This window comes from Tsukamurella pulmonis (assembly GCF_900103175.1).
Classification (GTDB): domain Bacteria; phylum Actinomycetota; class Actinomycetes; order Mycobacteriales; family Mycobacteriaceae; genus Tsukamurella; species Tsukamurella pulmonis.
Window position 1 is genome coordinate 3,736,020 of sequence record NZ_FNLF01000002.1, and the last position, 12,832, is coordinate 3,748,851.

11 protein-coding genes are annotated in these 12,832 nt (G+C 71.5%); 1 reads left to right on the plus strand and 10 read right to left on the minus strand.

The window, feature by feature from the left end; all coding sequences use genetic code 11:
- Positions 1-8 precede the first annotated feature (8 nt).
- From BLQ62_RS18290 to BLQ62_RS18300, 3 genes are all read right to left on the minus strand, one after another.
- Complete coding sequence (locus BLQ62_RS18290; protein WP_068568113.1) at positions 9-680, minus strand: LuxR C-terminal-related transcriptional regulator; 672 nt, start codon at positions 678-680, stop codon at positions 9-11.
- A gap of 169 nt (positions 681-849) precedes the next feature.
- Positions 850-1,224, minus strand: a complete 375-nt coding sequence (locus BLQ62_RS18295) for a PAS domain S-box protein (RefSeq protein ID WP_082756816.1) — start codon at positions 1,222-1,224, stop codon at positions 850-852.
- A gap of 71 nt (positions 1,225-1,295) precedes the next feature.
- Complete coding sequence (locus tag BLQ62_RS18300; RefSeq protein ID WP_068568341.1) at positions 1,296-2,537, minus strand: ATP-binding protein; 1,242 nt, start codon at positions 2,535-2,537, stop codon at positions 1,296-1,298.
- Between the two features lie 325 nt (positions 2,538-2,862).
- On the opposite strand from BLQ62_RS18300, the gene BLQ62_RS18305 reads away from it, so the two are divergent.
- Positions 2,863-4,263 carry a PspC domain-containing protein gene (locus BLQ62_RS18305; RefSeq protein ID WP_082756813.1) on the plus strand — a complete coding sequence of 467 codons (1,401 nt, stop codon included), beginning with the start codon at positions 2,863-2,865 and terminating at the stop codon, positions 4,261-4,263.
- A 167-nt stretch (positions 4,264-4,430) separates the two neighbouring features.
- Here the strand turns inward: BLQ62_RS18305 and BLQ62_RS18310 are convergent, their stop codons facing one another.
- The 7 genes from BLQ62_RS18310 to guaB all read right to left on the minus strand — a co-directional run bounded on the left by BLQ62_RS18310 (position 4,431) and on the right by guaB (position 12,776).
- Positions 4,431-5,237: an SDR family oxidoreductase gene (locus tag BLQ62_RS18310; RefSeq protein WP_068568107.1), complete on the minus strand. Its 807-nt coding sequence runs from the start codon at positions 5,235-5,237 to the stop codon at positions 4,431-4,433.
- 40 nt (positions 5,238-5,277) lie between these two features.
- Positions 5,278-6,849: a glutamine-hydrolyzing GMP synthase gene (gene guaA, locus BLQ62_RS18315; RefSeq protein WP_068528680.1), complete on the minus strand. Its 1,572-nt coding sequence runs from the start codon at positions 6,847-6,849 to the stop codon at positions 5,278-5,280.
- Between the two features lie 51 nt (positions 6,850-6,900).
- The gene (locus BLQ62_RS18320; RefSeq protein WP_068568105.1) at positions 6,901-7,281 is read right to left on the minus strand and encodes a hypothetical protein; all 381 of its coding nucleotides are present in this window, start codon (positions 7,279-7,281) and stop codon (positions 6,901-6,903) included.
- Positions 7,282-7,356: 75 nt separating this feature from the next.
- The gene (locus BLQ62_RS18325; protein ID WP_068568103.1) at positions 7,357-8,013 is read right to left on the minus strand and encodes a DNA alkylation repair protein; all 657 of its coding nucleotides are present in this window, start codon (positions 8,011-8,013) and stop codon (positions 7,357-7,359) included.
- A 101-nt stretch (positions 8,014-8,114) separates the two neighbouring features.
- A complete protein-coding gene (locus BLQ62_RS18330) occupies positions 8,115-9,872 on the minus strand; it encodes an FAD-dependent oxidoreductase (protein WP_068568101.1) in 1,758 nt (585 codons plus the stop codon).
- A gap of 113 nt (positions 9,873-9,985) precedes the next feature.
- On the minus strand, positions 9,986-11,164 hold the full coding sequence (locus BLQ62_RS18335; RefSeq protein WP_068568099.1) for a GuaB3 family IMP dehydrogenase-related protein: 1,179 nt from the start codon (positions 11,162-11,164) through the stop codon (positions 9,986-9,988).
- Positions 11,165-11,234: 70 nt separating this feature from the next.
- Positions 11,235-12,776, minus strand: a complete 1,542-nt coding sequence (guaB, locus tag BLQ62_RS18340; RefSeq protein WP_068528664.1) for an IMP dehydrogenase — start codon at positions 12,774-12,776, stop codon at positions 11,235-11,237.
- Positions 12,777-12,832 lie beyond the last annotated feature (56 nt).

Here is a 12,832-nt window from a genome sequence, read left to right on the forward strand (position 1 = left end):
TCGGGCCCTCAGTCGGCGAGGTGGCGGGTGTGCGCCCAGCGGGTGAGCGCGTTGCGGTTGCTCTGCTGGGTCTTGCGCAGCACGTTCGAGGCGTGCGTCTCCACCGTCTTGACCGAGATGAACAAGTCCTCGGCGATCTCGCGGTAGGTGTAGCCGCGGGCGAGCAGGCGCAGCACCTCGAGCTCGCGCGGCGTGAGTGAGTCGAGCTCGGGGTCGAGCGCGGGCTCCGGGACGGGCGAGCGACCCGTGAACGAGTCGAGCACGAACCCGGCGAGCCGCGGCGAGAAGACCGCATCGCCCTCGGCGACGCGACGTACCGCGTCGGCCAGTTCCTGCCCGGAGATGGTCTTGGTGACGTAACCGCGCGCGCCCGCCCGGATCGTGGCGATCACGTCCTCCGCGGCGTCGGAGACGCTGAGCGCCAAGAAGACCGGCGCCTTATCCAGCTTGACCCGCGGGACGTTGTCGGCCACGCCGCGCAGCACCGCGACACCCCCGCCGTCGGGCATGTGCACGTCGAGCAGCACCACATCGGGGGCGGCGGAAAGGATCCCGGACACCGCCTCGCCGACGGTGCCGGCCTCACCGACGACCTCGATGGAATCCTCGCGGGCCAGCTCGGCGCGAACGCCGGACCGGAACACCCCGTGATCGTCGACCAGGAACACCCGATAAGTCACGTGCTCTCCCTCAGTCTCCTAGCGCGAACCCTGCCGCGGCTTCGCGACAGCGTTGAGTCGACCGTACCCGGCGCACACAGCAGCGAGCCACTACGCATCGTGCTCGCGTGGTGGCTCCTCGACCGCCAGCCTCCTCACTCCACCGGGCCGTCGGCGAATGAGGGGCCGATCAGTCGTACAGGGAGTCCAACGGCGGCAACGTCGCCGACACCGGGGAGAAGACCGCGAATGCGCCGGCGGAGTTGTTCCGGCTGTCGGGAATACGCAGCAGGCGGACTTCGAGATCGAGCATCGAACCGTCCTTGTGCAAGCCCGGAAGCGCGTTGGAACCGGTGTCGATCCGGTCCCCCGTACTCGCCATCGTCGCGTCGAAGGCCTTCCAGTGGCGCTCGCGGTACGCCGGCGGAATGATGATTTCCATCGACCGACCGATGATCTCGTCCACGGAGTGACCGAAGATCTGCTCGGCAACATCGTTCCAGAACTGCACGAATCCCTTGGGATCAACGAAAATGGTGGCATGAGTTGGGCTGTTGTTGTTCACGCAAAGAGTGTACGGCGCGACTCCTCCTGGCGGCGCCGATCTCGCCCAGCCTGAGTGCCCTCACTCCCCCCTCAACCGCCGCTCGCAGGTCCCGCCTGCGACGACGAATCGAGACTCCCCTCGCCCGCCCCGACGGGCACGCCCGCCCCCTCGTCCGCGCACAGGCGCGGCATCGTCAGCCGCACCTCCGTGCCGCGCCCGGGCGCAGAACGCACACCGACCTCGCCGCCGCGGCGTTCCATCCGGGAACGGATCGACTTCGCCAGTCCCTGCCGGTCCGCGGGCACAGCATCGGGGTCGAAGCCGACGCCGCGATCGCGGACGAACACCGACACCGTCCGGTCGCCCACCTCGGCGTAGGTGTCGACGTTCTCGCACCCGGAGTGCTTGGCCGCGTTCACCATCGCCTCCCGGGCCGCACCCAGGAGCGCGGAGAACCGGTCGTCGACGCCCAGCTCGTCACCCTCGACGTCGCCCACGGTGATCACGCCCACCGCCACCGAGTGCGCGTCCTCGACATCGGCCGCCGCGGCCTTGAGCGCCGCCACCAGCGACTGCGCCGGAGCCTGTGCGCCGCCGAAGAGCCACTCGCGCAGCTCGCGTTCCTGGCTGCGCGCCAGACGCTTGACGGCGGCACCGTCGGCGGACTGCTTCTGGATCAGGGCGAGGGTCTGCAGCACGGAATCGTGCAGGTGCGAGGCGATCTCCTCCCGCTCGATGGTGCGGACACGGGCGGCGCGCTCCGCGCCGAGGTCGCGCCACATGCGCACCCAGACGGGCACCGTGAGCAGCGCGACGCCCACCAGTGTCAGGACGACGGCGGCGAGCGCCGTCGGGATCGCCGCCACGTCGACCCGGCCCAGGAAGACCACCGCGAGGCCGACGACCACCAGCGTGACCCCGCCGAGCATCCGCAACCAGGTGATCAGGCGCGAACTCCCGCCGAGCGCGCCCGAGGGATCACCGGAGGCGGAGTCGGCCTCGCGCCAGACCAGGGCGGCGCCCACTCCGATGACGATGACCGGCACGACGAAGCCGGCACTGCTGTTGCTCGCCACCGAGGCCAGCGTCGCCGCGCCGACCACGCCCAGCACCGCCAGCGCGAGCCCCTGTCTGCGTTCCGCCGGATCGGGGCGCGCGGTGTCGGTGCCCGGACGGCACATGAACCAGAGCAGGGCGTACATCACCACGCCCGCACCGAGCAGCGCGAGCAGGGTGAAGGCGATCCGGACCTTGGTGGCGTCGACCCCGAGGTGATCGGCGATGCCGCCGCACACGCCGCCGATCACCGCGCCGCCGTTGCGGCGATGCATGCGGGGGTAGGACGGTGCGGGCGCGGGGGTCGCCGGCGGCGGGAGCACGGCCGGGCCGGGCGCGGGGGCACGGTAGCCGGCGGCCGGGGCCTGCGCACCCTGCTGCCAGTTCTGCCACCCCTGCTGCCAGGCCTGCTGGCGCGCCTGGTGCCACGCCCGTCGGCGCTGCGATCGTCTGCTCATGATCCCTCGATGGTGACACGGATCGACGCTCGCGGGTATCGGGGAAGCCCCTGACATCCCGGCCCCACCCCGAGTCCCGCCCCGGTGATTTCAGGGTAGATCCCGATGGACCGGGAACCCCGCGCCCCGCAGGATCGAAGGCATGGATACGACAACTCTCTCCAGCCAAGTGCGGCAGATGTGGGAGACCCGGCCGCTGCGGGCCCGGCACGCGCCGATCGCCGGCGTGTGCACGGGATTCGCGCGTCGCTACCAGGTGGACGTCGCGCTGGTGCGCGCCGCCTTCATCGGGGCGACGGTGCTCGGCGGGCTCGGCCTCGCCGTCTACATCGTCGGCCTCTTCGTGCTTCCCAAGGAATCCGAGTACGCCTACGGCACCCCCGTGCAGCGCTCGGGTCCGCCGACCTTCGCCCTCGTCCTCGCGGCGGGACTCGCCGTCGCGTTCGGCGGCGGACTCGGCGCCTCCTGGCCCGGCGCCGGCGTGATCAGCGTCGCGCTCCTGCTGGCCGGCTGGTACGCGCTGCACCAGCGCGTCCCGGTACCGCCGCCGGGGACCGCCGTCTCCACCCGGCTCGCGCCGGCCGCGCCCGTCGGAGCCTGGCAGCCGCCCGCCGCGCAATTCCCGTGGCAGCCCGTGTGGACCCCGCCCACCGACGCGCAGGGCCCCGCGGCCCCGCAGGCCTCCGCGCCGACGCCGGAGCGGGCACCGCAGGACGCTGCGCCGACGCCGCCGGCTCCGTCGGAGCCGAATCCGTCGGAGCCGAGCCCGTCGGAGCCGGCATCGCCGGCGCCGCTGAATCTGAGCAAGCCCGCGGAAGCGACGCCGCGCATGCAGAGCCAGAGCCGCAATCAGGTGACCGAGGAGATCCAGCCGCCGCGCTGGGATCCGTTGGGCGCAGCGCCGTTCGCGTGGGATCTACCCGAGCCCGCCGCGGCGAACGCCCCCGTTCCGACGGCGCCCAAGCGTCGCACCCGGGTGACCCCGGTGACCCTCGGCATCGCCCTGCTCACCGCCGCCGCGATCGCCGGCGTCAACCTGTTCTTCGGCGCGCCCATCTCCCCCGTCGTGGCCGCCGCGATCGTGCTCGCCGTGGTGGGCGCCGGACTGGTGGTGGGGGCCTTCCGGCGGGGTGGATACGGCCTGCTCGCCGTCGCGATCCCGTTGGCGGGCTTCGTGATCGTGGGCACCATGGCGCAGAACGTGATGAGCGGCTTCGCCGGTGCGCCGATCGGCGACATGAAGTACACGGTGCCCGCGGCGACCGACCTCCAGGAGGAGTACATCGTGCAGGTGGGCTCGCTCCAGCTCGACCTGCGCCAGATCACGCTGGATCACGACCGCACCGTGGCCACACGGATGGGCGTGGGCGACACGCAGATCCAGGTTCCCGCCGCGATGAACGTGAACGTGCAGTGCCAGGTGTCCGTCGGTGACTCCGCGTGCCCCAAGGCCCTGAACACCGTCGTCACCCCCGGCGCTCCCACCCTGACCATCGAGGCCCGGAGCAACGTGGGCAATGTGGAGGTGCATCGTGTCCGCTGAGACCGAATCCAGCCGGGGCGCAGTCTCCCCCGCGCTCCTCGTGGCCGGAATCGCCGCCCTCGCGATCGCTGCCTGGGGGATCGTCGGCGGCCCGCGCCTCATCGATGCCGGCACCCTGATCGGGATCCTCGCGATCGGTGCGGTCGTCGTGGCCGGAGTGACGCTGATCAGGCCCCGAAGAGACTCCGATTCCGCTCCGCCCACTGCGCCAGGCTCATCGGCGGACGGCCACTGAGCTCCTCCACCAGCGAGTTCGCCTCCTGCCGGTACCGGCGGGAGGCGTCTTGCAGGTCCAGGTACCAGCCCGCCATCTCGCCCATCGCCGGGCGCAGCGCCTCCTCGGCCTCCGCGCGGCTGATCTGCTCGAAGCCCACCTCCCGGCCGATGCCCGCGCCGATCTGCGCGGCCATCTCGACCCGGGTGAGGAAGCTCGGGCCGGTGAGCTCGTAGACCTCGCCGACGTGCGGCGCGCGGTCGTCGGCCGCCAGTAGCGCCGCGGCGACGGCGGCGATGTCGTGCATGGCGATCGGCGCGCTGCCCGCATCCGGGTAGGGCTCGCGGACCACACCGTCGGCGACCTGCCCCGCCCAGCCCGCGAAGTTCTCCATGAACTCGCCCGGGCCGAGCACGGTCACGTCGAGACCGCTCGCGAGGATGACGTCGGTGAGCGCCTGCCAGTGCGCGCTCCCCGAGGTCGCGACCACGTACTCGACGCCCGCGTCCTTCGCCCGCCGCAGCACCTCCGCGGCCGTGGGCTCGTACGGCGCGAGATACATCGCGGTGACGCCCTCGAAGGCACCGTCGAGCGTCTCCGGCTTGCCGATGAAGCCGCTGAAGGCCTCCACCCCGCTCGGCAGCGCCGCCTTCGCGGGGTTCGTGGTGAGCGCCCGGATGTCGCCGACACCCCTCGCCACCAGCTCGTCGACCACCTTCCGCCCGATGTTGCCCGTCGCACCCGTCACCAGAATCGTCATGGCTTCGACGGTACCGGCAGCACCGGTCAGAACGTGACCGCTATTCCCACTCGATGGTCCCCGGCGGCTTGCTCGTCACGTCGAGCACCACGCGGTTCACCTCTTCGACCTCGTTGGTGATGCGGGTGGAGATGATCTCCAGCGCCTCGTACGGCACGCGCGTCCAGTCCGCGGTCATCGCGTCCTCGGAGCTGACGGGGCGCAGCACGATCGGGTGACCGTAGGTGCGGCCGTCGCCCTGGACGCCCACGCTGCGGACGTCCGCGAGCAGCACGACGGGGCACTGCCAGATGGTGCCGTCGAGGCCCGCCGCGGTGAGCTCCTCGCGGGCGATCGCGTCGGCCTTGCGCAGCAGGTCGAGGCGGTCCTTGGTGACCTCGCCGACGATGCGGATCGCCAGACCGGGCCCGGGGAAGGGCTGCCGGCCGACGATCTCCTCGGGCAGGCCCAGCTCGCGACCGACCGCGCGGACCTCGTCCTTGAACAGCAGGCGCAGCGGCTCGACGAGCGTGAACTCGAGGTCCTCCGGCAGCCCGCCCACGTTGTGGTGGCTCTTGATGTTCGCCGTGCCGGCGCCGCCGCCGGATTCGACCACGTCGGGGTACAGGGTGCCCTGGACCAGGAAGTCGATGGTGTGGCCCTCGGCCGCCCGCGCGCCCAGCGCCTCGGAGACGACGTCCTCGAACGAGCGGATGAACTCGCGGCCGATGATCTTGCGCTTCTCCTCGGGGTCGGAGACGCCCTTGAGGTGACCGAGGAACGTGTCCTCGGCGTCGACGGTGATCAGGCGGGCGCCCGTCGCCTCGACGAAGTCCTGCTGCACCTGCTCGCGCTCGCCCTGCCGCAGCAGGCCGTGATCGACGAAGACACAGGTCAGCCGGTCGCCGATGGCCTTCTGCACCAGCGCGGCCGCGACCGCGGAGTCGACGCCGCCGGACAGGGCGCACAGCGCGAGGCCGTCGCCGACCTGGGCGCGGACGTCCTCGATGAGCTGCTCGGCGATGTTCGCCGCGGTCCAGGTGGGCTCGAGTCCGGCCACCTCGTAGAGGAAGCGGGTGAGCACCTCCTGGCCGTGCGGGCTGTGCAGCACCTCAGGGTGGTACTGGACGCCGGCCATCCGCTTGTCGACGTTCTCGAACGCGGCCACCGGCGCGCCGGGCGTGGAGGCCACCGTCGTGAAGCCCTCCGGGGCGGCCTGCACGGCGTCGTTGTGGCTCATCCACACCGGCTGCTCGGCGGGCAGCCCGAGGTGCAGCACCCCGTCGCCCGTCGGGGTCAGGGTGGTGCGGCCGAACTCGCGCCCGCCCGTGTTGGCGACCGTGCCGCCGAGGGCCCGGGCCATCATCTGGAAGCCGTAGCAGATACCGAAGACCGGGACGCCGAGATCGAAGACCGCGGGATCGAGGTTCGGCGCGTCCTCCGCGTACACCGACGCGGGGCCGCCCGACAGCACGATGGCGGCGGGATTCTTGGCGCGCACCTCCTCGGCGGTGATGGTGTGCGGCACCACCTCCGAGTAGATCCGCGCCTCGCGGACGCGGCGCGCGATCAGCTGCGCGTACTGCGCGCCGAAGTCGACGACCAGAACGGGGTTGGGCGAGGAGTCCGTCACCCGCGCCAGTCTAGTCGCGGGCGGCGCCCCGCCCCGACATCAGGGCGGTGATCAGGGGGCGTCCACCCGATCCCACAGCGGGACGTGCGCGTACCAGGGGAACTCGTCGGGCACGGCGCGCACTTCGCGGCCCGCGAGGATCGCCGCGTTCTCGGTGCGGGCGTGCGGCGAGAGCACGTCGATGGCGGCCTCCGCCACGCGCTCGAGGTCCGCCTCGTCGAACCGGGCCCACAGCACCGCGCAGCGACGGTCCGCGGGCGGCGACTGCGGGTGCTCGAGCACCCATTGCAGCCGCAGCGACGGATCGTCGGGTGAGGGCGTGAACGCGAAGGCGTCCGCGTCCGCGCCGAGGCGGTCGCCGATCGCGGCGAGCACGCGCGGCTCATCGGCGGGCCGGAGGAAGACGGTGACGAGAGGGAATCCTGCGCTCATGCGCTCACGCTACGAAGCGCAGGGCCCGTCGGGCATCGGGGTTGTTCCCCGTTCCTCCCCTGAACCGTCGCGCCGTCAGGCCTCGCGGCGGCGGACGATCTCCGCGATCCAGATCGGCGCGAAGGGCGAGGTGCACCCCTTCGAGACCGGGTAGTCGGCGAGCACCTGCAACTCCTCGCCGATCGCGACGGCGCGGGCGCGGCGGGCCTCGTCCTCGATGCCGATGGTCGCGAGGGTCTCGTTCATGGCCCACTGCAGCTTCGGCTCGGCGTCGCGCATGTCGCGCGCGATCTCGTCGAGCAGCGCGTCGCGGTCGAGGTCGGCCGTCGTCACCGCGTGCGTGGTGAGCGTCCACCCGGCGGCCCGGACCCGCGGGTCGGCGTCGCCGAGCCAGCGCTCCCGCAGCGCGGCGGCGTGCGGCGACTTCTTCACCAGGTAGTTGAGCAGCCAGTCGTGCGCCTTGTCGCTGCGGGTGGTGCGCAGCATGCGGTCCAGCACGTGCTCGGTGTAGGACTTCGGCCTACTGATGAGCAGCGCCACCAGCTGCGCCGGCACGTCGCCGCAGTCCCACAGCGCGCGGGCGAGGTCCGGGTCGGTGCCGATCGACTTCGCGACCGCGCGCAACTTCGTCAGGTTCACCCCGTGCGGATCGCCGTGCCGCTCGTTGACCGCCCGCGCCTTCGGATCCTCCAGCGCCGCCAGCTCGGCCACGACCTCATCGACTCGCGTCATGCCCCGAGGGTAGCGATCCCGAAACTCGGGTTCTGATCACCCGCGACGCGAGATCCCGCCTCGGAGGCAAGCAGAACCCGAATTTCGGGACCGGGTGCGGCTCACGCCTGGGCGTCCGCGTCCTGCGGCGCCTGCGACCGGACCTTCGGCAGGGGCAGCAGCAGCTGGCCGGGCGCGCCTGCCGGCACGGCCGGCGACTTCGGGGCGGTCGGGTCGATGCGCTGGTAGCCGGCGCCCTGCGCCGGGCGACGGTCCTGCTCCCCCTTGTTCGGCCACAGCGACGCCGCGCGCTCGGCCTGTGCCGCGATCGAGAGCGACGGGTTGACGCCGAGGTTCGCCGAGATGGCGGCACCGTCGACGACGAACAGCGACGGGTAGCCGTGGATGCGGTGGTACGGGTCGATGACGCCGGTCTCCGGCGAATCGGAGATGGCGGCACCGCCGAGGAAGTGGGCCGTCATCGGCACGTTGAAGATGTCGCCCCAGGTGCCGCCGGCCACGCCGTTGAGCTTCTCCGCGCCGATCCGCGCGGCCTCGTTGCCCTTCGGGATCCAGGTGGGGTTCGGGGCGCCGTGGCCCTGCTTGGAGACCATGCGCCGCTTCTTGCTGCCCGGAATCCTCTTGGTGTACGTGGTGATCGAGTTGTCCAGGCTCTGCATCACCAGCAGGATCAGTACGCGCTGGCCCCAATCCTTCTGCGTGAGCAGCAGCTTGAGGTCCGAGGGCTTCTTGGCGAGGTCGCGCACGAACCCCTTGAGCCGGGTGCGGCCCGGGCCCCCGTCGACCAGGAGGGACTGCAGCATGCCCATCGCGTTGCGGCCGGGCCCGTAGCGGACGGGCTCGATGTGGGTGTCGGGGGTCGGGTAGAAGGAGCTGGTGATCGCGACGCCCTTCGACAGATCCTCCACCGGATCCGCGACGGTGCGCGCCGAGCCGAGGATCGACTCGGAGTTGGTACGCGTGAGCACGCCCAGGCGGTCGGAGAGCTTCGGCAGTGCGCCGGTGTCCTTGAGCGAGTGCAGCAGCGTCTGGGTGCCCCAGGTGCCCGCGGCGAAGACCACGTTGTCGGCGGTGTAGACGGTGCGGTTCTTGCGCACCTTCGCCCCGGTCCGGCGGGTCTGCACCTCCCACACGCCCTTGCTGCCCTCGCGCACACCGGTCACCGTCGTCATCGGGATGAACCGGGCGCCGCCGGCCTCGGCGAGGTGGATGTAGTTCTTCATCAGGGTGTTCTTCGCGCCCACGCGGCAGCCCGACATGCACTGGCCGCACTCGGTGCAGCCCGTGCGGGCGGGGCCGGCGCCGCCGAAGAACGGGTCCTCATCGGTGCGGCCGGGCTGGTTGAAGTACACGCCCACCGGGGTCTCGGTGTAGGTGTCGGCGACGCCCATCTCCTCGGCGATCTGCTTGATCACCCGGTCCGAGGGCGTCTCGTGCGGGTTCTTCACCACGCCGAGCATGCGCCGGGCCTGGTCGTAGAACGGGCTGAGCTCGTCGTCCCAGTCGGTGATGTGCTTCCACTGCGGATCGTTGAAGAACGGCGCGGGCGGCTTGTAGAGCGTGTTCGCGTAGTTCAGCGAGCCGCCGCCCACGCCGGCGCCGGCGAGGACCACGGCGTCGCTGAGCAGGTGGATGCGCTGGATGCCGTAGAGGCCCATCGCGGGCGCCCACACGAACTTCTTGAGGTTCCAGGTGTTCTCGGCGAAGTCCTCGTCCTCGAAGCGCTGCCCCGCCTCGAGCACGCCGACGCGATAGCCCTTCTCCGTCAGGCGCAGCGCCGTCACGCTGCCGCCGAACCCGGAACCGATCACGAGCACGTCGAAGTGATCGCCCGACTTCTGCTTGACTGCCTTGGCCATCTGGCACCCCTCACCCGTCCGCGACGGACATGTGTCACCGGACCGCGGCTGAAAACGGCCCTACTGACGGGTAACGGTACTACTAAACACCACTCAATAACAGTGGTTCGCGCTCAGTACGCGACGTTGAGTCCCACCTTCTGGAACTCCTTGAGCTCGCTGTAGCCGGCCTTGGCCATCGACCGGCGCAGGCCGCCCACCAGGTTCAACTGGCCGTTCGGCTCCGTCGACGGGCCCGTGAGGATGGTCTGCAGCGACGGGGCCGCACCCGCGGGCGAGTCCTCCCCCGCATCGAGACCGCCCAGCTGCGCGGGCGCGTCGGCGCCGCGCGGCACCGACGGGTGCGCCGCCACCGACGGCCAGTACCAGCCCTTGCCCGGCGCCTCGGCCGCGACGGCCAGCGGCGCGCCCAGCATCGTGGCGTCGGCGCCGCACGCGATCGCACGCGCGACGTCGCCGGCGCTGTAGATGTCGCCGTCGGCGATGACGTGCACGTACCGGCCGCCGGTCTCGTCGAGGTAGTCGCGACGGGCCGCCGCCGCGTCCGCGATCGCGGTCGCCATCGGCACGCCGATGCCGAGCACCTCGCGGGTGGTGGTGGCGCCCTCGGCCGACCCGTACCCGACGATGACGCCCGCGGCGCCGGTGCGCATCAGGTGCAGTGCGGTGCGGTGATCGCTCACGCCGCCCGCGACCACCGGCACGTCGAGATCGCCGATGAAGGTCTTGAGGTTGAGCGGCTCCCCCGCCGAGTCCTCGGCCGAGACGTGCTCCGCCGAGATGATCGTGCCGTGGATGACCAGCAGGTCGATGCCCGCCTTGATCAGCACCGGCGTCAGCTCGCGGGCGCGCTGCGGCGAGACGCGCACCGCCACCGTCACGCCGGCGTCGCGCACCCGGCCGACGGCCGCGGCCAGCAGCTCGGGGTCCAGCGGCGCGGCGTGCAGCTCCTGCAGGCGACGGATGGCGGCGATCCCGGTGATGTCGCCCGCGGCCAGCTCGACGACCTGCTCGAGCTGCGCCTCCGCGTCGCGATGGCGGGAGAACAGGCCCTCGGCGTTGAGCACGCCCAGGCCGCCCAGCTTGCCGAGCTCGATCGCGAAGTCCGGCGAGCCGATCGCATCCGTGGGGTGCGAGAGGATCGGGGTGTCGAAGCGGTACGCGTCGAGCTGCCAGGCGGTGGACACCTCCTTCGAGGAGCGGGTGCGCCGCGACGGGACGATGTTGACGTCCTGCAGCTCGTAGGTGCGCCGGGCCGTACGACCCATGCCGATCTCAACCATGTCGCGCAACGCGCTCAGTCCTTCCGGTGCCGGGGCGCGCGCCCCGGGGTGTGCCTGTCCAGCAGCTTGTTCAGCAGGCCTAGCGCGTGGTGTAGTTCGGCGCCTCGACCGTCATCGTGATGTCGTGCGGGTGCGATTCTTTCAGACCCGCTGCGGTGATCTGCACGAACTGGGCACGGTTGAGGTCCTCGATGGTCTGGCTGCCGGTGTAGCCCATGGCCGCACGCAGGCCGCCGGTGAGCTGATGGATCACCGAGCTCAGCGGACCGCGGAACGGCACGCGACCCTCGATGCCCTCGGGCACCAGCTTGTCCTCGGAGAGGACGTCGTCCTGGAAGTAGCGGTCCTTGGAGTAGGACTTGGCCTGGCCGCGGCCCTGCATGGCCCCGAGGCTGCCCATGCCGCGGTAGCTCTTGAACTGCTTGCCCCCGACGAGGATCAGCTCGCCCGGGGACTCGGCGGTGCCGGCGAGCAGCGAGCCGAGCATGGCGGTGGAGGCACCGGCCGCGAGGGCCTTCGCCACGTCGCCCGAGAACTGCAGGCCGCCGTCGGCGATGACGGGCACGCCGGCCGGCGCGCAGGCCGCCGTGGCCTCGAGGATCGCGGTGATCTGCGGGGCGCCGACGCCGGCGACCACGCGGGTGGTGCAGATGGAGCCGGGGCCCACGCCCACCTTGACACCGTCGACACCGGCGGCGACCAGCGCCGCGGCGCCGTCGCGGGTGGCGACGTTGCCGCCGATGAGCTGCACGTCGTCACCGAGCTCGAGCTTGAGCTTCTCGATCATGTTGAGCACGCCGCTCGAGTGGCCGTGCGCCGAATCGACCACCAGCACGTCGACGCCCGCGTCGCGCAGCGCCATCGCGCGCCCCCACGCCTCGTCGCCCGCGCCCACGGCCGCGCCGACCAGCAGCCGCCCGTCGGAGTCCTTGGTGGCGTTCGGGTGCTGCTCGGTCTTCACGAAGTCCTTGACCGTGATCAGGCCGGTGAGCGTGCCGCTGCCGTCGACGATGGGGAGCTTCTCGATCTTGTGCCGGCGCAGCAGCCCGAGCGCGGCCTCGGCGGTGACGCCCTCCTGCGCGGTGATCAGCGGCGCCTTGGTCATCACCTCGGCGACGGGGCGGTCCATGTCCACCTCGAAGCGCATGTCGCGGTTGGTGATGATGCCGACCAGCGTGCCCTTGTCGTCCGTGACCGGCAGGCCGGAGATGCGGAACCGGGCGCACATCTCGTCGACCTCGCGGAGCGTGTTCGACGGGCTGCAGGTGACCGGGTCGGTGACCATGCCCGCCTCGGAGCGCTTGACGGTCTCGACCTGCTGCGCCTGCGCCTCGATCGACAGGTTGCGGTGCAGCACGCCCATGCCGCCGTTGCGGGCCATCGCGATGGCCATCCGGGCCTCGGTGACCGTGTCCATCGCCGAGCTGATGAGCGGCACCTTGAGCGAGATCTCGCGGGTGAGCTTGGTGGAGATGTCCACACCGGACGGGATCACGTCGGAGGCGGCGGGAACGAGCAGGACGTCGTCGAAGGTGAGACCGAGCATGGCGACCTTCGAGGGATCGTCGCCCCCGATGAAAACGTTGCCGGATGCGGGCGCGGAAGAGGCGGAGCGCGTCATGTATCCATGGTACGCGGCGGATTCCTGCGCCCGCACAGCGCGTGTGACTGGCCTTC